20 protein-coding genes are annotated in these 20,332 nt (G+C 66.6%); 2 read left to right on the top strand and 18 right to left on the bottom strand.

The features are described 5' to 3' along the window. Positions 1-54: 54 nt before the first annotated feature. From BM393_RS01670 to BM393_RS01640, 7 genes are all read right to left on the bottom strand, one after another. Positions 55-1,503, bottom strand: a complete 1,449-nt coding sequence (locus BM393_RS01670) for a C13 family peptidase (protein ID WP_091720787.1) — start codon at positions 1,501-1,503, stop codon at positions 55-57. A gap of 71 nt (positions 1,504-1,574) precedes the next feature. Next, positions 1,575-2,474 (bottom strand): aromatic amino acid DMT transporter YddG, encoded by a 900-nt coding sequence (yddG, locus tag BM393_RS01665; RefSeq protein ID WP_175538147.1) that lies wholly within the window; start codon positions 2,472-2,474, stop codon positions 1,575-1,577. A gap of 145 nt (positions 2,475-2,619) precedes the next feature. Further along, positions 2,620-3,483, bottom strand: coding sequence for a family 16 glycosylhydrolase (locus BM393_RS01660; protein ID WP_091720777.1), 864 nt, complete (start codon positions 3,481-3,483; stop codon positions 2,620-2,622). 18 nt (positions 3,484-3,501) lie between these two features. Next, positions 3,502-4,785 carry an extracellular solute-binding protein gene (locus tag BM393_RS01655; protein WP_254783167.1) on the bottom strand — a complete coding sequence of 428 codons (1,284 nt, stop codon included), beginning with the start codon at positions 4,783-4,785 and terminating at the stop codon, positions 3,502-3,504. Continuing rightward, positions 4,782-5,636, bottom strand: coding sequence for an MOSC domain-containing protein (locus BM393_RS01650; protein ID WP_091720773.1), 855 nt, complete (start codon positions 5,634-5,636; stop codon positions 4,782-4,784). The genes BM393_RS01655 and BM393_RS01650 overlap by 4 nt, the downstream gene beginning before the upstream one ends. Before the next feature lie 15 nt (positions 5,637-5,651). Next, the gene (locus tag BM393_RS01645) at positions 5,652-7,055 is read right to left on the bottom strand and encodes a glycoside hydrolase family 30 beta sandwich domain-containing protein (RefSeq protein ID WP_254783166.1); all 1,404 of its coding nucleotides are present in this window, start codon (positions 7,053-7,055) and stop codon (positions 5,652-5,654) included. 115 nt (positions 7,056-7,170) lie between these two features. Continuing rightward, complete coding sequence (locus BM393_RS01640; RefSeq protein WP_091720769.1) at positions 7,171-9,495, bottom strand: aminotransferase class V-fold PLP-dependent enzyme; 2,325 nt, start codon at positions 9,493-9,495, stop codon at positions 7,171-7,173. Between the two features lie 103 nt (positions 9,496-9,598). Here BM393_RS01640 and BM393_RS01635 point away from each other — a divergent pair, with 103 nt between their 5' ends. Next, positions 9,599-10,060, top strand: a complete 462-nt coding sequence (locus tag BM393_RS01635) for an Lrp/AsnC family transcriptional regulator (RefSeq protein WP_217648425.1) — start codon at positions 9,599-9,601, stop codon at positions 10,058-10,060. A gap of 69 nt (positions 10,061-10,129) precedes the next feature. On the opposite strand, the gene BM393_RS01630 is transcribed toward BM393_RS01635, so the two are convergent. The 3 genes from BM393_RS01630 to BM393_RS01620 all read right to left on the bottom strand — a co-directional run bounded on the left by BM393_RS01630 (position 10,130) and on the right by BM393_RS01620 (position 11,104). After that, on the bottom strand, positions 10,130-10,363 hold the full coding sequence (locus BM393_RS01630) for a DUF2798 domain-containing protein (RefSeq protein ID WP_091720762.1): 234 nt from the start codon (positions 10,361-10,363) through the stop codon (positions 10,130-10,132). Continuing rightward, entirely contained in the window at positions 10,360-10,611 is a 252-nt protein-coding gene (locus tag BM393_RS01625) for a hypothetical protein (protein ID WP_217648371.1), read from the bottom strand. Before BM393_RS01625 ends, BM393_RS01630 begins: the two co-directional genes overlap by 4 nt. A 67-nt stretch (positions 10,612-10,678) precedes the next feature. Then, the gene (locus tag BM393_RS01620) at positions 10,679-11,104 is read right to left on the bottom strand and encodes a DUF2938 family protein (protein WP_091720758.1); all 426 of its coding nucleotides are present in this window, start codon (positions 11,102-11,104) and stop codon (positions 10,679-10,681) included. Positions 11,105-11,327: 223 nt separating this feature from the next. Between BM393_RS01620 and BM393_RS01615 the strand changes: the two genes are divergently transcribed. Further along, positions 11,328-11,642 (top strand): hypothetical protein, encoded by a 315-nt coding sequence (locus BM393_RS01615; protein WP_091720755.1) that lies wholly within the window; start codon positions 11,328-11,330, stop codon positions 11,640-11,642. 62 nt (positions 11,643-11,704) lie between these two features. On the opposite strand, the gene BM393_RS25025 is transcribed toward BM393_RS01615, so the two are convergent. The 8 genes from BM393_RS25025 to BM393_RS01580 all read right to left on the bottom strand — a co-directional run bounded on the left by BM393_RS25025 (position 11,705) and on the right by BM393_RS01580 (position 20,252). After that, positions 11,705-11,968, bottom strand: a complete 264-nt coding sequence (locus tag BM393_RS25025; RefSeq protein ID WP_141225193.1) for a hypothetical protein — start codon at positions 11,966-11,968, stop codon at positions 11,705-11,707. A gap of 104 nt (positions 11,969-12,072) precedes the next feature. Beyond that, a complete protein-coding gene (locus BM393_RS01610) occupies positions 12,073-13,062 on the bottom strand; it encodes a hypothetical protein (RefSeq protein WP_091720751.1) in 990 nt (329 codons plus the stop codon). A gap of 100 nt (positions 13,063-13,162) precedes the next feature. Then, a complete protein-coding gene (locus BM393_RS01605) occupies positions 13,163-13,777 on the bottom strand; it encodes a hypothetical protein (RefSeq protein ID WP_141225192.1) in 615 nt (204 codons plus the stop codon). 19 nt (positions 13,778-13,796) lie between these two features. After that, positions 13,797-15,866 (bottom strand): hypothetical protein, encoded by a 2,070-nt coding sequence (locus tag BM393_RS01600; RefSeq protein WP_091720743.1) that lies wholly within the window; start codon positions 15,864-15,866, stop codon positions 13,797-13,799. Further along, positions 15,866-16,732 (bottom strand): TRAFAC clade GTPase domain-containing protein, encoded by an 867-nt coding sequence (locus BM393_RS01595; protein WP_141225190.1) that lies wholly within the window; start codon positions 16,730-16,732, stop codon positions 15,866-15,868. The genes BM393_RS01600 and BM393_RS01595 overlap by 1 nt, the downstream gene beginning before the upstream one ends. Further along, complete coding sequence (locus tag BM393_RS01590) at positions 16,722-17,765, bottom strand: TRAFAC clade GTPase domain-containing protein (protein ID WP_091720737.1); 1,044 nt, start codon at positions 17,763-17,765, stop codon at positions 16,722-16,724. The genes BM393_RS01595 and BM393_RS01590 overlap by 11 nt, the downstream gene beginning before the upstream one ends. Before the next feature lie 4 nt (positions 17,766-17,769). Beyond that, complete coding sequence (locus BM393_RS01585; protein ID WP_091720734.1) at positions 17,770-18,834, bottom strand: GTPase-associated system all-helical protein GASH; 1,065 nt, start codon at positions 18,832-18,834, stop codon at positions 17,770-17,772. 20 nt (positions 18,835-18,854) lie between these two features. Continuing rightward, positions 18,855-20,252, bottom strand: a complete 1,398-nt coding sequence (locus tag BM393_RS01580; protein WP_091720729.1) for a metallophosphoesterase — start codon at positions 20,250-20,252, stop codon at positions 18,855-18,857. Positions 20,253-20,332: the final 80 nt, after the last annotated feature.

Below are 20,332 nucleotides of genomic sequence, written 5' to 3'. Positions count from 1 at the left end.
TCGGCAGAATGCTGAGTCGCAGCCCGCCCCGCCCGACCCCGCGTCACGGCGGCGTCAGTCGCCCCGCTGCTGCCGCTCCAGGCGCCGGAGCACCTCGCCGATCGCCGCGCCTTCGCGGATCTGCGGATTCGAATAACCGTCGGTCTTGCCGGCCTCGCGCTCGCGGACCTCGATGAGTTGGCGCGCCCGCGCATGGGCCTGCGCGAAGGACCAGGTGTCCTTCAGCGCGTCGACGTAGAGCGCCTGCCCGAAGAAGGTCAGCGGCGAGCGCGACCCGCAGCCATACGAGGTGTGGGTCGCGTCGGCCGCCGTCATCACCAGGGTGTCGTCGCCCGCGAGCGGCTCGATCCAGCTGCCCGAGTAGCAGGCCGAGATCGAGATCACGCGCCAGCGGATGCCGGCCTCGTCCAGCCACTGCTTCAGCAGCGCCGGCGTCACCGGCTCGGATTCGAGCGGCCAGGCCTCGGCGGCCAGTTGCCCGTCGCGGCCGCCGTGCGAGGTGAGATGGAGGAGGAGCACGTCCTTGTCGCGATCCATCACCTGCCCCATGCGGTCCAGCGTCCGGCGCAGGTTGGCCTGCGTCGCCCAGGGCAGCGACTCGGTCGTCGACGGGTTCATCACCAGCTGGACCGTCCTGTCGCCCGCGCCGAAGCGCTCCGCCATCGCCTGGGCGACGACCGCGCTCTCGCGCTTGAAGACGTCCTCGATCGCGTAGGGCGCGTAGGTGACCGCGTAGACCTTGATCCGATCCGGCTCGGAGCGCGGCAAGGCGTCCAGGGCCTCGGCGATCAGGCGCGGCTGCGCGGCCAGCACGGCCTCGGTGAGCTTCAGGCCCGGGTCGGTGGCGGCGTCTTCGTCGGTCGCGGCCGTGCCGGTGGTCTTTGCCGACGGATCGGGCCACCAGAACATCGCCGGCTGCAACCAGCCGGCGATGGCGACGGCCGCGAGCGCCACCAGGCCCGCGAACGCGCGGGGCGCGGCGGAAGGGATGACGCGCCAGAGCAGGCCCGTGGCGGTCGCCAGCAGCCACATCATCGGCAGCAGCCAGACGCCCCAACGGGCGCCGAGCGGCCAGCTTTCCAGCGGGCCGATCAGTCGCAGCAGCGGCACGAGGAGCAGGCTGACCGCGACGGAGATCAGCGCGCTGTTGGCCATCACCAGGGTCAGCACCACCGACGTGTCGGGCGCCGCGGCGGCCCCCGGCCGCTGACGCGCGGCGCGGACGGCGATCCAGCTGATCCAGATCCACAGGACCGTGGCCGCCCAGCCGTTCAGCACCGCCGGCCAATACAGCCGCGCGGGCCCGTCGATGGCCAGGCGCTGGACGCCGAAGGCCAGCAGCAGATGCCCCAGCAGCAGCGCGGCGATCCAGGTCGGGTTGGTGACGAGCCGTTCCCACGGCGGTGCGCGGAAGGTCGCCACGCGGCACGCCGCCAGGCACCAGGCGGCCAGGTCGACGCGGGCCGGCTCGGCGGCGGTCGGCGCCTCTTCGTTCTCGTTCATCCAAGGCCCTCCCCGGCCATGCGTGATCGCGATGTCTTGATCGGGCGGATCATCGCCGTTGCTTCAATCGTTCAATCGGCGCGCCGGGCGGCGCGTCGCGCCCCGATCCCCGCCACCAGCGAGCCGAGCGCCACCAGCGCCGCGCCGCCCCAGAAGATCGGCGGCAAGGGCGCGCTCAGCAGCAGCGACGCGAATAGCGCCGACATCACCGGCGTGCCGTTCGCCGCCAGCCCCAGCAGGTGGATGTTGCCGCGCAGCACGCCGAGGTTCCAGAAGGTATAGGCCAGCGTCACCGCGGTGCTCGCCAGCGCGACCTGGATGACGACGTGCATCGACGCCTGCATCGGCGCTCGCTCCGGGTTGAGCGCGTGCACCACCCAGAAGCCGGCGGCGCTCAGCGCCATGAAGAACCACAGCGCGTTCCGGCCCTCGGCCATGTAGCGGGTGCAGGTGCTGTAGAGCGCCCACACGATCGCGCCGACGAAGGCCAGGCCATAGGCCAGCGGATTCGACGCGGCGTTGTGGAAGAAGCGCGCCAGCGACAGCCCCTCGGGCGGCGAGGACGCGGTGACGACCCCGGTGAAAGCCAGCGCCAGCCCGCCCAGCATCAGCGCATTCAGCCGCTGCCCGCCGGCGATCGCGGAACACAGCACGGTGAGGCTGGGCCACAGGTAATTCACCATGCCGACCTCGATGGCCTCGTGCCGCGTCCGCGCGAAACCGAGCGCGAGCACGAAGCACAGCTCATAACCGACGAACAGCGCGGCGCCCAGCCACAGGTAGCGCCGCGGCAACTCGCGCAGCGCGCTGCGCGTGGGCAGCAGCAGCAGGGCGGACAGGGTGAACATCACCGCCGGCGCGCCGGTCCGGCCGAGGAACTCGATCGTGCTGCGCGTGACGCCGACGGAGGTGCTCCAGAACAGGATGGCGATCAGGCCGAGCAGCGTGGCGCCTTGGGTACTGCGGGACAAGTGGGGCTCTCGAAGCGGGTCGATGGGCGCGTCGACGGACGTGTCGACGGACCAGGTCACGAAGAACGTCTTGCGGTCTCCGGCCAAGCCGGAAGTAGACCATCGATCCGCGCCGGGTCCGGCGAGCGCCGCCGGCGCCCCGCGTTCAGCGCGCCTGCTGATAGACCCGCACGTGGGCCACCTCGTAGCTGACCGGGAAGATCGCGTCGTCGATCTCCCCGCCCAGGTCGCCACCAATGGCGAGGTTGAGGATCAGGAACTGCGGCTTGTCGAACGGCCATTGCGCCGGGCCCTGGCCAAGGTTGGGATAGGCGGCATGCACCTGGCCGTCGATGCCGAAGCGGATCTCCCGGGGCGTCCACAGCATCTGGTAGTCGTGGAACTGGCCGCAGGCGGTCGCGAGCTTGCGGCCGTCGCCGACGCCATGCCCGCCGTGCCCGGAGCTCGTATGAACCGTGCTGAAGACCCAGTCCGGCTTCTGGCCCATGTGCTCGAGGATGTCGAGTTCCCCGGCGGCCGGCCAGTCGCCCTGGCTGCCCAGGGTCCAGATCGCCGGCCAGGTGCCGCGGCCGCAGGGCAGCCGGGCGCGGATCTCGAAGAAGCCGTAGGTCCACTCGGCCTTGCCTTTCGTGATCAGCCGCGTCGAGCTGTATTGCTGGCCGCCCCAGTCGGGCCGCGACGACAGCGCCTCCTTGCGCGCGGTGATGACCAGCCGGCCGTCGCGCACCGCCGCGTTCTCCAGACGCGGACCGGCGTAGTACTGCTGCTCGCGGTTGTGCCAGCCCTGCTGGTTCATGCCGGTGTCGTGGGCCCACTTCGACGGGTCGGGCAACCCGTCCCGGTCGAACTCGTCCGACCACACCAGCGTGTAGCCGGCCGGCAGGGCGATCGGCCCGGAGGCCGCGCCGCCCTTGCCGGTCGCGGTCTGCGCCAGCGCCGCGCCGCCGTCGATCGTCAGGGCCGCCAACAGCGGCACGGCGGCCCAGCGCCGCGTCAATCGTTGCTTCATGAAAGAGCTCCCCTTCCTTCAGCGCTTCGCGCGCCGCAGCAGCAGCTGCTCGGCATCCGCGAGCGCCGCCTTGATCGTCTTGTGCCCGCGCAGCACCTTGTCCAGCTCGGTCTGCACCACTTCCTCGGCGAACTTGTTCTGCTTGTGGACCGGCAAGGCGGTGATGCGCAGGGCATCGTCGCGCCACAGCAGGCGCGCCCGCTGCCCGCCGAGGAAGTCCACCGGCTCGCTGAAGAAGGGATCGTCGTGCACGTCGCGCAGCGCGGGGAAGGCGTCATAGTCCTTGAAGGCCTGCAGCTGCCGCGCCGGGTCCAGCGTCATCAGCTGGATGAACTGCCAGGCCAGGCGCTTGCGCGCCGGCGCCGACCGGCGCGCGATTGCATAGAACGTGCCGCCGTAGGGCACTTGCGAGCCGCCCGGCAAGGAGGCCGCCCGCCACAGGCCCTTGGTCTCCGGCGCGACGAAGGCATTGAGCTGCCCCACCAGCCACGCGCCCGAGAGCTCCGTCGCCAGCCGCCCCTGCTTGAAGCCCGCCCCCCAGTCGTTGGACCAGGCCTGCACCTTCGCATCCAGTCCCTTCTGGCGGGCGCGCAGGGACACCTCGAAGGCGCGCTCGAAGCGCGGCGTGTTCACCAGCACCCGCGACTCGGTGTCGAAATAGACGCCCTCGCCCGGCCGCAGGCCATCGGCCACCAGGATGTCCTTGATCTCCTGCACGTTGGCGACCAGGTAGGCGCCGGTGCGCGCCTTGATGCGCTCGCCGGCGGCGACGTAGGCATCCCAGCTGCGCGTGAGGTCCTCCGGCGCCAGTCCCGCGCGGTCCAGGATGTCCTTGCGATAGAGCAGGGTCCCCGGGCCGATGTCCGCCGGCATCGCCACCACCGCGCCGCTGCGCGCGATCGCCTGGTCGTAGGCATACGGCACCAGCCGCGCGCGCACCGACTCGATGCCGAAGGGCGGCTGCCGCAGGTCCTCCAGCCCGCCGCCCTGCGCGAAGCGGCCGACGAAACTGGCCTCCAGCGCCATCACGTCGGGCAGCCCGACGGCGGTCGACAGCGCGGTCGTCATCGCCGTGTGGTGGTCGCTGTACTGCCGCATCAGGATGCGCAGCTCGACGTCCGGATGCAGCGCCTGCCAGGCCGGGATCGCCGCCTTGGCGATCTCGTCCATCAGCGGAAAGGCGGCGACGGTCAGCACCTCGCGCGGCTGCGCCCGCGCCGGCACGACCAGCATGCCGGTCCAGGCGGGCGCCGTCATCGCCGCCAGCAGCCCGCGGCGGGAAAGTCCGCGGCCGGCGCTCAAAAGTCGAGCTCCATCGTCAGGCTGGCGCCTTGGGCCAGCGAGCCGCCCGCCGGCGGCTGCAGGTAGACCCCGAAGCGCGAGGCCTGTCCCGGCCAGCGCTGCGCGCTGAGCGCCGCGATCGCCGTGTCGATGCCGGCCTGCGCCAGGCCGGTGTCCGGATCGACGTTGGGCACGACGCAGCGCTCGCACGGCATCCGATGCACCAGGCGCCGCCAGGCGCCCTCCCCGTCTTGCCAGACCATCTGCGTCAGGTGCTCCTCGATGAAGGGCATCCCCGCGTCCGGCCCGCCGCCCAGCGCCAGGTTGGGCCGCAGCCGGCGCACGTCCACCGGTCCCAGTCCCAACGTCGCCAGATGCGCGTTGAGCTCCCCCACCGAGGCCGTCGACACCGCATGCAGCGGATTCGGCGCGGTGGCGAGCATCGCCTCACGCTCGAGCTTCACCAGCCGCAGCTCCTCGCCGGTCAGGTCACGCAGGAACTGGGCCGCGAGCGCGCCGGCGTCGCGTCCGGCGTGGCCCAGCATGCGACGCTCGCCGGGATGCCAGATCAGCGCCTGCGTCGCCTCGCCCTCGCCCTCGGGCTCGCGCGACAGCCGCAGCGGCTGCTGCCCGCCGCCGCGCAACAGCAGCGCATCCGGCAGCAGGCTCGGCTGGAGCAGCGCCAGCTTCGGATGCGAGCCCAGCCAGGCCAGCTCGCCACGCGCGTCGACCACGATCCATTCGCGATCGCCCTCGATGCGGCCGTCGGCATCGAAGCGGAGCTCGGACACGCGGGCGCCGGCGCAGGACTTCACCGGGTACAGGTAGAGCGCCTCGACGCGGGCGGAGGCGGTGACATCGGCGACGGTCATGCGGTCGTCCCCGCCTCAGCGCGGCAGCAGGTAGGTCGCGATGCAGCGCGCCGGCAGCGCCGCGACGCCGGCCTGGCCGTCGATGCGCAGCGTGAATCGGTGCGCGCGCTCGCTGCGGTTCATCACGACGACGGCGATGCTGCCGTCCTCGTTGAGCGCGGCGGTGCATTCCAGGTCCTGGCTGCTGGCCGAGCACAGCACCCGATGCGCGCCGGGCCGGATGAAGCGGCTGAAGTGGCCGAGGTAGTCGTAGGCGCTCTGCGGCATCAACCGGTTCTGCTCCCGGTCCGCCAGCATCGGCGCGCTGCACAGGTTGCCGACGTGGTTGGGCCCGCCGGTCTCGTCCAGCAGCAGGTTCCAGTCGATCCAGCCGACCGTCCAGCGATTCAAGTCGTTGATGAGGCTGCGCCCGTAGCGCTCGCCGGTCGCCCAGGAGCCGATGTGCGGGCCGCCTTCCTGGCAGCCCTCGGTGAACAGCAGCTGCTTGTCCGGATAGGCGTCATGCAGCAGGCCGACGTGGTCGAAGTGGTCCTCGACATACCAGTGGAAACCGCAGCCCCAGACGTACTTCGCCGCCTCGGGGTCCGAGTAGACGACGTCGGCGCGCTGCACCATCTGGTCGCGGTTGTGGTCCCAGATCACGATGCGGATGCGCTCGAGGCCGGCCGCGTGCAGCGCCGGGCCGAGGTGATCGCGGACGAAGTCGCGTTCCTCCTCGGCGCTGTAGACGCAGGAGTCCCAGCGCTGCACCGCGTCGGGTTCGTTCTGCACCGAGACGCCCCAGATGGGCACGCCCTCGGCCTCGTAGGCCTGGATGAACTTCACGTAGCACTGCGCCCAGGCCCGGGCGTACCGCGCCAGCAGCTTGCCGCCGTTGTTCATCTCGCCATTGGTCTTCATCCACGCCGGCGGACTCCAGGGCGAGACCAGCAGCTTCATCGGCCGGGCGGCGACCTTCATCGCGGCCTTGATCATCGGCAGCAGCGCGCGGCGGTCGCGATCGATGCTGAAGTCGGCCAGCGCCTCGTCGCCGGGGATCTCCGCATGGGCGTAGTTGCCCAGCGAGAAGTCGCAACTGTTCATGTGCACCCGGTTGAAGGTGTAGCCGTGGCCGGCGCCGACGTCGAAGTAGGCCTGCAGCAGCGCGTTGGCTTCCGCGGGCGGCAGCTGCTGCCAGGTGGTCGCGGCGGCTTCGGTGAACGCGCCGCCGAAGCCCTCGATGCGCTGGAAGCGCCTGGCGCTGTTCACCACCAGCTTGGGCATGCCGGCGATCGCGGCATCGGCCATCAGCTGCGCGACCGGCTGCAGCGCCAGGTCGGGCTGCGCGGCCAGGCGCGTCGAACTCGCCAGGTCCGCGCCTTTGGCGGACAGCGTCCATCGCAGCGAGGCGCTGGCGCGCCCCGTCGTTGTCTCCGTCATGGGAATGCCTTTGTGCTGCGCGCTTATGAAAGCGCTTTCAAGCGCCGAGCATAGAGGCACTCCGTCCGACGGTCAATCCAGGGATGGCCCCAGGAGGACGAGCGCGCGAGGCCGCTCAGATCGCGATCGCGTCGAAGGCGATGGGGACGCCGCTGGTGGTGCCGGCATTGGGATTGCCGCGCGCGCCGGTCGCGAGCGAGGCACCGGCTTCCGGCCACAGGGCGAGGCCGCCGGCCAGGCTCCAGGACTGCGCATGGCCGAGGCGGCGCAGCGCCCGCGCCGCCTGCGCGCTGCGATTGCCGCTGCGGCAGAAGAAGACCACCGGCGTGTCGGTCGGCAAGGCGCGCCAGCGCGGCAATGCGTTGATCAGCGCGGACAGCGGCACCGCCTCGGGCGCGAGCGCCTCGTTCGGGCTCAGCCGCGCCTCGTAGGCCTCGCGCACGTCGACCAGCACCGGCTTCGGATGAGCGCCCTCCACCAGCAGCGCCTGCAGGCCAGCCACGTCCAGCTCGACGCGTTCCGTCGACCGCGCGCAGGCCACGCCCGCGCCGCACGCCATGGTCTGGTACTGGGTCGGCGCGAGGTCGTGCTCCAGCACGCCCTTGCCGATCGCGAAGGCCTCGGCGCTGAGCCGGCCCTTGAGCACGCCGTCGAGCAGCGGCTGCGCCTCGCATTCGACCGCCAGCGTCGTGGCGAAGCGGTCGTCGTAGTCGTGTCCGGGCAGCAGCAGGCCGTCCAGGCCGACATTGCGCTCCAGCGTCTTCAGCGACGGCCCGAAGGCGGCCGGCGCGCTCTGCGCGAAATCGCTGCGGCCGAGCGCGCCCGGCATCACCGTGTCACCGACGAAGGTCGCGACGAGGTCGCCGCCGGCATGCAGGAGATAGGCGGTCGAGTCCTCGGTGTGGCCGGGGGTCGCCAGGCGCGACAGGCGATAGCCACCCAGCGCGATCACCTCGGCGCCCGCGGGCCAGCCCAGGGCATCTACCCGGCCCGGCCGGGCGTCCTCGGCCAGCAACTCCGGCACCGCGTCGCGCAGCGCCTGCGCCGAGGAGGCGTGATCGCCATGGCTGTGGGTGTCGAGCACCGCCGCCAGCGACAGGCCGCGACATCGCAGCCATTGCGCCAGCGTGCCGGTCAGCTCCGGCAGCGGATCGACGACGACGCAGCGGCGGCTGGCGACATCGGCGACGACGTAACAGCAGGCGCCGTCGACGGTAAAGCGCGTCAGCAGGTCCGGCGCCTGCGGGCTGTCGTTCGGCGACGGCGTCTGGCAGGTGGCGCGCAGCGACTCACCGCAGGCGCGCACGCGGCGGCAGGCTTCCTCCAGCGTGGCGTCGGTATCGGCCGCGCCGAAGGACAGGCGCACCGCCGAGGCGGCGCGCCACGCCGGCAGGCCCATGGCCTGGAGCACGTAGCTCGGCGCCGCCTTCGACGCGCCGCAGGCCGATCCGCCGCTGACGCGCAGGCCGGCGGCATCGAAGAGGTCGAGCAGCAGCTTCGCGCCCAGGCCCGGGACGGAGACGTTCAGCGTGGTGGGCAGGCTGATGTCGAACGGCGCGTTGAAGACCACGCCGGGGAAGGCGTCGCGCAGCGCGTCGGCCAGGCGCTGGCGGCGGTCGATCAGCTGGCCGAGCGAGGCGAAGGTGCCGCCCTGCTCGAGCGCGTCCAGCACCGCGCCCAGCGCGGCGATGCCGGCCATGTTCTCGGTGCCGGAACGCAGCGCGCCCTCCTGGCCGCCGCCGGCCATCAGCGGCGTGAACGGCGCGCCTTCGCGGACGTAGAGCATGCCGACGCCCTTGGGCGCGTAGAGCTTGTGGCCGGAGAACGGCGCGTAGTCAATGGCGCGCTCGCCGAGCTGCAGCGGCAGCTTGCCCAGCGCCTGCACGCCGTCGACCAGCCACAGCGCGCCGCTGCCGCGCAACACCTCGGCGATGCCGTCGAGGTCGCTGATGACGCCGGTCTCGTTGTTGGCCGCCATCGTGCAGACCAGGCCGGCGGCGGACACCTGCTCGCGCAGCCAGACGAGGTCATGGCGACCGTCCAGTCCGACCGGGATCGCGACGACCTCCAGCCCCAGGCCGAGCAGCGCGTTCCAATGCTTGAGCGCCTCGGGGACGGCCTTGTGCTCGGTGGCGCCGTACAGCAGCCGCGGCGGGATCGCCTGGCCGGCGTCGCGGCGCTGGCGCAGCGCGGTCAGCGCGGAGAGGACGGCGGTCTGGATGCCTTCGGTCGCGCCGCTGGTGAAGACCAGCCGTCCGCCCGGCGCGCCCAGCACCCGACGCGCGGTGGCGCGGACCTCGTCGAGCCGGGCGCGGGCCTTGAGGCCGCTGCCGTGGATGCTGCTGGGGTTCCCGAACGCGTCCGCCATCACGGAGAGCGCGGCCTCGCGGGCCTGCGGCAGGACGGGGGTGGTGGCGTTGGCGTCGAGATAGATTTCCATGGCCGACGATTGTCAGAAGGCCGCCGTGGAATCCGCATGCAAAATCCACCTGTTCTTCATCGCTTTCAGCAAATGCATTCCAAGGCGGCCTGAAATGACAAAACTGGATTCCATTGACCGCAAGATCCTGCATGTGCTGCAGCGGGACGCCGCGGTCCAGGTCAGCGACCTGGCGGCGGAGGTGGGCTTGTCCACGACGCCCTGCTGGCGCCGGGTGCAGCGGCTCAAGGAGTCGGGCGTGATCACCCGCAACGTGATGCTGGTCGATCCGAAGAAGGTCAACGTCGGGGTGACGGTGTTCGTGTCGGTGCGGACCAGCATGCATTCGCAAGGCTGGTTCGAGCAGTTCCGCGCCGCGGTCGAGGCGATCCCCGAGGTCGTCGAGTTCTACCGGATGAGCGGCGACGTCGACTACCTGCTGCGCGTGGTCGTGCCGGACATCGCGGCCTACGACCAGGTCTACAAGCGGCTGATCGCCAACACGCAGCTGTCGGACGTCAGCTCCAGTTTCGCGATGGAGGAGCTGAAATTCACGACGGCGCTGCCGTTGTCGTATATCCCGTGAGGTAGCGGGAGCCGCGGCCGAGACCGCGACAGCGGACTCGGACCTCCCGCGCGCGGGAGGGAGAAGTCCTCATCCCATTCGTCGCCCCATCAGCCGTGCCACCAGCCGCCTCGTCAGCGGCGCGACGACCAGCACGGTGGGAAACGCGATCACCCAGGCGCTGAGCCACCCCGTCATCCACAGGCCGCCGACGCCGTCGACCAGCCCCACCGCGCGCAGCGTGGTCACCGCCGAGACGAGCAGCGACATCAGCCCCGACAGGATGAAGCCGAACAGCAGGCCGGCGCGGCGCTCGGGCGTCATGCCGGCACGCCCGCCGTGGCGGACGCGGCGACCAAGCTGCCGGCCTCCACGCCGCCCAGGTAGGTCGGCGAGCCCAGCACCAGTCCGTCGTAGGCGATCAGGTCGGCCGCGACGTCGGGCACCTCGCGAGCGCCCGCGCGGATGTGCGACGCGATGTGCTCCGTGTGCCCGTGGGCGCTGTGATAGACGATCGCGAGGCGGCGTGGCGTCCGGACCGGTCGGTCGGTGGGGATGGCAGTGACCTTCATGGGAGTCCTTTCGAGGGAAGAAACGGCGGACAGGCAGACCTCGGGGCAGCGGCGCGGCCGCGCCCGCTCATCGCAGCGCTTGCAGCGCCAGCGCGCTGATCAGCAGGCCGATGCCGAACACGAGGTGGTTGTTCAGGCTGCGCAGCCGGTTCTGGAAGGGCGCGGCGGTGCGACTCGCCGCGATACCGGCGCCCATCGCGGGCTGCATGACGAACCAGGGCATCAGCACCGTGGCGACGCCAACCCCCAACGCCGGCTCCCAGCTCGGCGCGAGGAGCCAGCCGGGTCCGGCGATCACCACGAGCAAGGCCGCGAAGGCGATGCCGACGGCGTAGTGCACCAGCCATCCGAGGACCGCTTCGCCCGGCACGGCCGGCGCCTGTCCGATCGAGGCGTGAGCGAATCGCCCCCGCGCCATGTGTCCGACCCAGCGTCCGATACAGGCCATCGGCTGCGTGGGCACGCCGGCGCGTCGCAGCGCCATCAGCCACATGGGGCAACTCACGGGGATGGGAAGGATTAGCTTCAGACGGCAAGCTCCTTCAGCGAATCACCTTCGATGCACTTAAGGCGCTGGCTCCAGCGGCCAGAATGGCCGAGATTGCAGAGATACTTCAGCTGGCCCGGGTTCGTAGAGCCGCGTGGAAGGCCCCCGGGCTAGATCGAAACTTCGTTCAAATCGAAGCGATGGGGGCGCGGAGAACGCAACGCGGAAGATGCTCGCGCTCAGCGGACACAAGGCGAAGTTCGACTTCATCACCAAGTTCCACGGCATCGCCGCAAAGTACGGTCGAAACATCTGGATGGACTTGGCGGACCCCGATTTCGAGACCTGCATCGCGGTGGACGAACGCGTGAAGGCGATTGCCAAAGCGTTGGGGGTCAGCTCGGCGAAGTACGCGACTGTGGAGGCATTCTTCGTGGAGTGCGCGCGAGAAGCTCACCTCACCCCTTGGGAGGCGGACCGGCTGATGTACAACTTCAACGGATACTTCTTGGCGGTCATCGAGGACGCGGGCAACGAAGCATAGCCACGCGAGCATGATCGGTTCGACCGCGCGTCAGCGCGCGCAGGCAACCGCATGTGGCCGAATCACTTCGGCATAGGAACCGCCTCACAGCGCGGAGGGGCTGCGCTGTTCTTGAGGCAGACCACTACGCGCTGCGTAGCCGTATCTAGGTACCAGGCGGTGGCTGGTAGGCCGCCGTTCGCGCCCGAAACGCCAAGTGGGACGTAGCTGGCCGGATTGACGGCTGCCGCTTTTGCTTCGCCCTTCTCACTTGACTGCGCCGACGCCGAAAAGGTCAGCACACCGGTGAGTGCAACGAGAGAAAGTGCAACGTGACGGATCGACATAGCGGGCTCCTGATGCAGCGTAGCAAGCAACGCTAGCCACTCCCCGCATTTCGCGCATCCTCGATCTTAGGGATGCATCAGCGTCCCGCTCGGCCTGCCCGAACTTATGGCGTTCCTCGTCCGTCAAACGAAAACTGCGCTTGAGAGTTCGCGTGCTTGCCCTCAAAGCGCTTCTTGCGACCTTGGGGTGTCGCGCTCGCCACACCAGTCGCACTCCTCTTTTCGTAGACAAGTGACACGTAGCGGCCGGTAATCACGACTTCGCCAACGGGGTCCAGCTTGCGCTCAACGTGGAGCACGCACACGATGGCATCGCCATGCTGGAAGCTCACGGTGCATGCCGAGACGGCCTCCTTGAATGCGGTGTCCCGCATTGCGAAGCTGATGACCTCGCCGTTGTGCAGCCCCTTCCAGTGCATGTTCCCACCCGTTATGACCGGTGCCACGATTTCGATGACCGCTTCGTCACCCACGAGTTCAGGCAGCTTGTCGGAAGTGATGATGTAGCGGGAGAACTCACTGCGCTGCGTTACCGTCTCCTCGACAGGAGCGGCCGCCCCGGTCGGAACAATCCCGAAGCCTACGGCGAACACCTTCTGATAAGGAATGAGCTGCTTGTAGAAGTTCGAGCGGCGAGTGACCACCTTGTAGTCTTCGTTGAAGGCCTTGGCCGTCTCCCGGATCGTCTGTGCCGCCGGTGGGTCCTGTGCTGCCTCGCGCTGCAGCTTTTGAATCTGGAGCTTCTTCTCCTCGATGCTAAGTTTAGTTAGCTCCTTGGTCAGCGCCTCCTGCTCCTTGTCGGGGGCGGCAGGCATCGACAGCACTTGGACAAAGAGCTGATTGAAGGCCAGTAGGAGCATGGCGACCCCGACAATGGGCGGCCCTTTGGCCGGGTCGATGATGAGTCTGAAGTATTCCCGAAGCCCACCGTCCGCGTATGCAGCAGTCTCGACCGTAACGTCAAGGCCGAGCTCACCAGCGAGGTGTCGAACAAGCGCCAGCAACTCCGCCTCGCACTTGTTGCGGACAAGCGCGTCCATGGAATGCGCGCCATCAAGCAGGTGGTAGTGGACTTCTAAGCGTTCCTCGATCATGGCTTCAGGCCTCATTTCAGAACTCAGCGTCGGCGCGCTGCGCCGCCACACAACCAACACTCCGGCCGACGCCCTGGCTATACCTGAAAGATCGCTAGGCTTAGCGGCGCTTCGGTTGCCGATCAATCCGCAGGTTGACCACCGGCTCCCCGGACCGGTACGACACGTCGCGGACAGCAAGGGTGTAGTCGTATTGCTGGAACGGCATCCAGATGGAGTGACCCTTAGCAATCCGAAGACGATTCCGCGGCTGATCCAAGTTCGTCTCGAAGACGGCCTCGTCGCCATCAAGGCTGACCAAGCGCAGGGATATCTCACTCTCTTTGCTTCGCCAGAATCCACGGAACTCGCTGTCAGAGCCTGCAACCGTGAATGTCCCGTCGAGCGAAAAGCGTACGTCGGCGATGGGATACCAAACGGCCGTGCTCTGCTTCTCGAAGTCGGCGATCTTCTGCTTGAGAGCTGCCACCTCATCTTGCGAAGCTTTGAGCTCCTTGCTGTACTGCATTACCAGACCCTGCGCAGTTACAGCATTCGCCCGGGCTGTCTCGATCTGATCCTTGAGTTTGGTCGTGTACCCAAACTCTTGCCCATAGAACATGAACGGCCCGTCCGTACTCGTCTTGTAGGCGATAGCAACGAGCGTTGCCACGGCCGCGAGGAGCAGCGGAACCAGAAGCTTGAGAGGCAACTTGATGACGTCAACGGCAGACATAGACAACCGACTGAAGGGCTTACAGAAATCTGGAGGAACGCTTCACAAAATCTCGAAGGACGCGCACCCGCTTCGACTTAGAACCTCGGGCGGACCGATCTTCGGCTAGGCCCTTTAGATAGCTAGGCCCACCCCAGTTGTCGTCAATCTCGAAGAGCAGCTCAGCGAACAGGCCGTCGTCGTTCACCACCGAGAGGAGAACATCGCTTGCGACTCGGTCGCTCAGAAGGCGCCTTGCCATCGCCTGGCGAAGGCGAAGTGCAAGATCGTCGGCGCGAGGTCGAGGGGCCCAAGGCAGAGAAGCCTCGAGAGGTCGCCGCACGCTCTCCGGAAGCTCACCGCGAAGAACGGTTTGATGCAGTGGCTCGAATGACAGACTCATCAGCTCGACGGAGCTTTTGGATCGCCAGCCGAGCGCACGCCGGAACGCGTAGGCGTAGAGGTCCACGCTAAGAGGCCCGGTGGATGAGGAAAGCCGCGACAGCGCATGCAGCCATGGGTCGCCGCCTATGTCGTTGGGGACCGCGTCCGGATGAACAGTATCTGCAATCAGCCGAAGCACGCTGAGCGAGGGCCGCTCCATGTGCGCCAGGAAGCCTGCGACGCCTTCCAAGTCGTTGCAAGCGAACCGCACCCACCGATAAATGCGAACCTCGCCAAGTTCATCGAGCTTTTCGTCAAGAAGCGTCTGAGCACACAGCAACACGAAGGGACTTCGGACCATGTGAAGCGCGGAGCTGATCGCTCGTTCGTCACTCAGTCCCTGCATGATTGCGAGGAACACAGGGACGCTCTTAACGTCAACTTCCTCGCTTGCCAACGCTGGTGGCCATGCTTGCGTGACCGCCCAGAACTCAGGCTTGGTAGCAAGCGCCGGGAAGAGATAGAGGAGCGGAGGAGCAAACTCTGAAAGCGTGGGAAGCGCGGCGATCACATCCTCCATGCTCAGTGCACGGGCAGCTCTGGTGAACTCTTCACGGAGTTCGTTGCCACCATCGCGAGTCAGCGCGAGCAGTGCTCTTGGATCGCTTCGCCAAAGTGCCCTGCACAGGATGTCGGCGTAGGTTCCAAGTTCGTGCTCTCCCAACAGATGAAGGTGGTCGAGTACGAACGACGTCGAATCGTCCGATAGGGTCCAGCTCTCGTTCAAGACATAGCGCACAACCAAGGACTTGGCTGCGTCCGAACTCGTAAGTGGCGGAACGGTCTGCACCAGAGACATCGCCATTTTCAGGCCAATTTCTACAGGCCCAGACATGGCCGCGTGCAACGCGCAGATCGGCAGCATCGCCTCTCGTCCCCCGAGCACGTCAGCGCCCAGGACGCGCAACACCCGTCGCAGCGGTCCTCGCCCGGCACTTGAAGCATCGCGGATAAGCTCCTGCAGCCAGATGCCTGACGCCACCGAAGACGCCTCCACGCCTTCGCCGCTTGATGCCATCCTCAGCGTCGACTTCGTTCCGTGACCAGGTGCTAGTTGTAGGTCGAACACGAGGCCATCTTGTGAGCGGTCTCGGGTGGTCAGTGTGCAGAATTTGAAGGATCGTCTAAGCCGGGGCCACTGCTGATCCCACAGCGCCAGGACCGCAGCCTCCGCAGCGAAGTCTTCGCTCCGACGAGCCCAGACCTGCTCCTGGGGGTTCTCATAAAGCGCGGTGGCCATCCGAGAGTACAGCTCGGCTTCTTCCTGACTGGGGAAACCACGAGCGGCGTCGTTGAGCTCGACCGACAACGGTGCTTGATAGACGTGCAGATTGACCGGTTCAGGGCGCTCAAAGAGCTTCTCGATGGCAGAGGGCGTGTCAAGAGCCGCCAAGTCCGAGAACTCAATCAGGATCGTGTGCGTCCACACGCAGCCCGGGCGAGGCATCTCGGGCGCGGGCCACGTCTTCGAGAAGGCGTAGAAACCGGACTCGGTCAGCGGGTAGCCGGTGAGATACGGCTGGCCGGTTTGCGCAACACCTGGCCCTGACACATCGCTCATGACGAGCATGAGCCGCGCGTCGCGGGCTGTCAGCTGGACGGAACAGGCTAGCTGCCGATGACCCTCAGAGTAGCCATGCAGCGCTTGATGGAGAGTCAGCGCCACTACGCGATCCCCTCCAGAAGCCAGACCAGAGGTTCGCTCAGGTCATGCGAAGACGCGTCCCCGTGCACAACCTGGATGCGATGAGACGGAACTCGCAGCGCCTGAAGGCGCTTCGCCTCGGCGCTGGTCTCATCGCCCAGGTTGTCGTAGTCGCCTCCCTGTGCACTGACACCGTAAACGCGAAACTGCCAAGCCTCATCAAGTCCATGTGTCAGGTACTGATGCAAGAGCGGCATGTGGGCCTCAAGATAGTCTGCTGGCGAACGCCCCTCATCTGACGCTTGGTCCCAAGCGGACAGGACGACCGCCAGTTTGCGTGGGCCGACGTGAAGCGGTTCCTCTTGGAGGCAACGGAGCAGATCGACAAGTTGGACTTGAGTCGGCGCCAGGCGAGGTTTCCACGGTACTGGCTCTCCGACCTTGAAGCTGCCGCCCGTCTTGGCGTTCAGCTTGGAGAAGTCCGCAATCCAGTTCGGGGCGTTGTACTCGCTCGAGTGAACGAACAGCATCACGCCTGATGCCGTCAGAGCCCTAATGACTTCCTCCGAGCATGCTCGGTCTTCCCAGATTCCCCCGAAAGCTTCACCCGCTATGTCGGGGAATGCCAGGTCGAAGTCTTTGCCGTCGGCAGTCCGAAGGGTCATGACCGCGGTCCGATTCTTCGAATGGAAGGTGCGGTCCTGCTTTTTCGCTTTCACCCACAGTGCCTCGATGGCTTGCAAATGTTCGCTTTCCACAGCCTTGAGCTTCACAAGCGACAGCTTCGAGGCGACCTTTCCGGCTTTCATCTGGTGCCACAGCGCGGCCAGGAATGTGGTCTTCCCCGATTCAGGCAAACCAAGAACGACGACGGACTCATGCTTCATGGGCGCCCCCCACGACCAGCGGGCGAAGGCGCCCGAACGAGCGCTCTGCAACAACGGCGACCTCGGCGACGGCAGTCACTGGCCGCGGAGGTGCAGCCATCCAGTACGCCAGCAACTTCGCTAAGCCCTCGCCGCGTGGCGCAGCCGCTCCTCGAGGAGACGCGGCAACCGGGAAGCTCTCAATTGCGCTGAACCTTGCGCCATGGAGCTCCCGAACTTCCGCCACGATGGAATCAAAGAACTCACGGGCTGCTGCTCCTTCCTCGGTGTCTGCCGGTACAGCGTCAACTTTTGTCAGCACAAGGGCGAGACGTTGCCAGTCGCTCATCTGACCAGCCTCGAAGAATGCCCGAAGGCTGTCACGAATCTCATTCATGACTTGATGTCGTTCACCAGCATCCAGCAGCTTCTCGCCATCTGCGAGCAACGTCAGGGTGTCGGCCTTTCTCAGTTCTGGGAACGAGCGTGCCAGGTCGGGATCGCTGTGCGTTTCCATGTAGTCCTCACCCGCGCGGTTCGCGAACAAGGCGGCGCGCTTCGTCCGGCAAGTAGTGCGGACAAGGTCGAGGTGGAAGTACGTCGCATCACCTGTCTGCGTACGTTCCTGGTGAGGCCGGTCGCGGTTGGACGCGAGGCGAGAGTCGTGGCAAGCGCGCTCAAAGGCGTGCAGCGTGGAAGACCCGGCAAAGGCGTACTCCCCCACCATCCCACGCTGGAGTAGGTCGTAAATGCCACCAATCAGGCTCGTCTTCCCGCTCTTGTGCGGCCCGACGATTGCGATGAGGCTGGTTGGACGCTGGCGCATCAACGCCTGCGCCGCGGCCGTGTACAGCGCTTCAGCTCCGGGGAGTTGCACGCCACGGTGCACCGCCACGGCAACCTCAGGCTTCACCGCCTCAACGATGAGCGCGCTCTTGCCGTAGTGCGGGCATCCCTTGAGGTCCTCAAATCCTTCGATGCAGCGCCCGCCTCGGGGAACCGAGCATTCGGGGTTGGCGCACTGCTGCGGGCCTGGTTCTTGGTAGAGCGGCATTCTCTTACCCGAGCTGCGCCACGATCAGCTCTCGGTACAGAGCTTGTGCCAACTGCATCGGCGACAACTCCGCCTGGATGCTCATGGCCGTGAGCGCTGCCCAGGGAGTTTCCCAGCCCGCGGCGCCGTCCGTTTCGACACGACGCTCAAACGCGAAAAGGATGGGCGTCCAGTGCTTGGAGGTTGCGCCCTCGGGCAAGGCCTCGAGCGTCGCGTTGATCCACGCGAGGTCGATTCCTTGCACCGCAGAAGCGATGGAGCGGTTTGGACCTTCCGACACTCCGGTTCGGGTCAACATTGAGTCCAGGGCGGTCGGGCCGGGAAGGACCTTGGTGAGTCTGGCCAGTTCGCGAGCGATGACGAAAGGGCGCGAATCAATTGGCACCTCGGCGAACGGCACATCCCGGTCGATGCTGTACCCGTTGTGAAGCCACCAGAGCATGTCGAGCTCCTCGTCCTGCACGGTGACGAAGGTCTTCACGTCCGACTCAAACTTGTTCTGGCGCTTGACGATGGCGCTGACCAGCTTGCTCGTCGCGGCGGCCAAGGCCTTAATGGCCTCCACATGCTGTCCGCTCTCCGCATGCTTGGCTGCGGCCGCGACTTCATTGGCTTCAAGCGTCGTGCGCAGGGCCTTGGTGGGCTCCAGTTCCGGCCGGCGTCGAGACGTCTCGGACAGCTTCCGAAGCGTGTTTTCGCTTGTGCCAATCAGATCAACTGGTTGGTCATAGGCGCGAAGTCCGAAGCAAGAAGTCGACTTGATGAGCGATGCCACCAGCCCGGCATCCGGGTAATTCCCATCCATGTCGTGAAACAGGACAGCAGCCGCGAGCAGTGCAACTTCGCGGTCACCTGGCTGCGGAAGTTCTGGAATCGTGAACTTCGCTTTCAGCACTGAAAGCTCGCTGGGCGCCGTCTTGAGGCCGAACGCGACCTGGACCAAAAGCGACATGTCGGCTTCAGACGTGTCCTCAGTCACATCCACCACGGACGCCCAACGTTTGCCCAGTGCGTCGGCGTCTTCGCCGAGCGAAAGGCTGGCGTACCAGCCAGCAAAATCCTTATGCACCTGGTTTCCTCCCAATGGCCTCAGGCCTTCTTTTCATACTTCGTGACTTGTTCGGCGAGTTCAGCAAGAAGTCCGCGCTCAACGGCGCGTTCAACTGCAATCTCGTACCTCCGATGAGGCGGTAGCGCCATCACTTCCTCGGAGGTAATAAGGCCAAGCTCCAACGCAACATCGCGCATTCGCTTGGCGCCTAGCTGCCAGAACCTAAACACCAACTCGTTCACCGACGTTTCCGACACCTTCGCCTCCGTCAGTGGGAAAGCGTGCTGCACTTCTGCCTCAGGGATGAGTGTCTTGTGCACCGCGTCGACCATTTTCTGCGGACTTTGCGGCGGCGCCTCGTCCGGATCGAGCGACATGAGCGTCGGGGTCGGTGCGGGGACGGTCACTGCCGGAGTAGCAGGACCTACCACCCGACGACGCTTTTGCGGGATCGAAAGCGTGTGCCGCCAAATTTCGTCTTTGGAACCTCTGGGGAACAACGGAATGAACTGTTCAACCGCTCCTGATTGGAGCTGTCGCAACCGAGCTTCAATTTCAAGCTTCCGCTCGATTCCTTCGCCAACGACCTTCAGATCGACGAGGTTGTAACCTGGGCACCAGTTCAGATGATCGCGCTCCGGGTTGACCGCACCTGCCAGGAACCGCATGTACCACCGGTCGGACACACAGCGCTGGTCGTGCTCATGTCCGAACAGCTGAAGGTGGGCGCGCGCGTCGATGGCGTTGGAAACCTCGTTTGGGTCGGTGAACCATGACGGCGGGTGGTGGCTCATGACCATGGACACCACGTTCTCCTCAGGCGTCAGGGTCGTCTGGCCCGTGCCCAGGAAGAGGCGCCCGGCGGCTACGTCGCGGTCCCCGGCGCCGGAGATGAGCGTGGAGGTCAGGCCGAAGACGCGGAGCTTCACTCCGTCGTTCAATTCGAGGTCGTGAGTCCAGAACGGTCGCTCCGGACGGACTGCGCAGCTGAACTGTGCAGCGAAGTTGTTGTACGCCTCGAGCGGCAGGAACAGGGCAGGCCCAGTGTCCTTGTCCCGGAGCTGCCGTTTGAGCGCGTCGTCACGCGCGTGGAAGTCGGGCGCGCGGGCGATGGCTTCCTGGGCATTGAGCACGGCCTGCCCCTGGCAGGCCCTGCGGTTCACATCATGGTTGCCGGGCACCACAAAAATCTGTGAACGTTCACATCCCACGGTGTCGGCGATCCGGAAGAGCCACTCTTGAGCAGCTTGGTACTCGTCTTCCGCGCCCTTGAAGGCGATGTCGCCGCCCACAAAAATTGCCCTCGCGGGGATGTCTTCACACAGCTCCGCGACGTCCTCTTCAACGCGATACCTGAAGGTTGAGTTCTCATCTTGGCCGGGGGTGAGGCACTCGGGAGATTTGAAGTGGATGTCGGACAAGTGCAGGAAGCGCATCCAACAATCTTAACGAAGCGTAACTGTGTTCGTTAACACACCCGACGGGGGGCTTGCCTGGGCGTGAGATGGAGCGTGCA

It is taken from the genome of Mitsuaria sp. PDC51 (assembly GCF_900113225.1).
Lineage (GTDB): Bacteria > Pseudomonadota > Gammaproteobacteria > Burkholderiales > Burkholderiaceae_C > Roseateles.
This window is presented reverse-complemented; position numbering and strand designations above follow the sequence as displayed.

Coding starts and splice junctions, on each gene's coding strand:
- BM393_RS01660 (WP_091720777.1), bottom strand. CDS start 3,483: ATGAAGCAACGATTGACGCGGCGCTGGGCCGCCGTGCCGCTGTTGGCG.
- BM393_RS01625 (WP_217648371.1), bottom strand. CDS start 10,611: ATGAAGGTCACTGCCATCCCCACCGACCGACCGGTCCGGACGCCACGC.
- BM393_RS01605 (WP_141225192.1), bottom strand. CDS start 13,777: ATGTCTGCCGTTGACGTCATCAAGTTGCCTCTCAAGCTTCTGGTTCCG.
- BM393_RS01620 (WP_091720758.1), bottom strand. CDS start 11,104: ATGTGGCTGATGGCGCTGCGACGCGCCGGCGTGCCCACGCAGCCGATG.
- BM393_RS01645 (WP_254783166.1), bottom strand. CDS start 7,055: ATGACGGAGACAACGACGGGGCGCGCCAGCGCCTCGCTGCGATGGACG.
- BM393_RS01630 (WP_091720762.1), bottom strand. CDS start 10,363: ATGACGCCCGAGCGCCGCGCCGGCCTGCTGTTCGGCTTCATCCTGTCG.
- BM393_RS25025 (WP_141225193.1), bottom strand. CDS start 11,968: ATGTCGATCCGTCACGTTGCACTTTCTCTCGTTGCACTCACCGGTGTG.
- BM393_RS01615 (WP_091720755.1), top strand. CDS start 11,328: ATGCTCGCGCTCAGCGGACACAAGGCGAAGTTCGACTTCATCACCAAG.
- BM393_RS01590 (WP_091720737.1), bottom strand. CDS start 17,765: ATGCCGCTCTACCAAGAACCAGGCCCGCAGCAGTGCGCCAACCCCGAA.
- BM393_RS01580 (WP_091720729.1), bottom strand. CDS start 20,252: ATGCGCTTCCTGCACTTGTCCGACATCCACTTCAAATCTCCCGAGTGC.
- BM393_RS01670 (WP_091720787.1), bottom strand. CDS start 1,503: ATGAACGAGAACGAAGAGGCGCCGACCGCCGCCGAGCCGGCCCGCGTC.
- BM393_RS01595 (WP_141225190.1), bottom strand. CDS start 16,732: ATGAAGCATGAGTCCGTCGTCGTTCTTGGTTTGCCTGAATCGGGGAAG.
- BM393_RS01650 (WP_091720773.1), bottom strand. CDS start 5,636: ATGACCGTCGCCGATGTCACCGCCTCCGCCCGCGTCGAGGCGCTCTAC.
- BM393_RS01640 (WP_091720769.1), bottom strand. CDS start 9,495: ATGGAAATCTATCTCGACGCCAACGCCACCACCCCCGTCCTGCCGCAG.
- BM393_RS01610 (WP_091720751.1), bottom strand. CDS start 13,062: ATGATCGAGGAACGCTTAGAAGTCCACTACCACCTGCTTGATGGCGCG.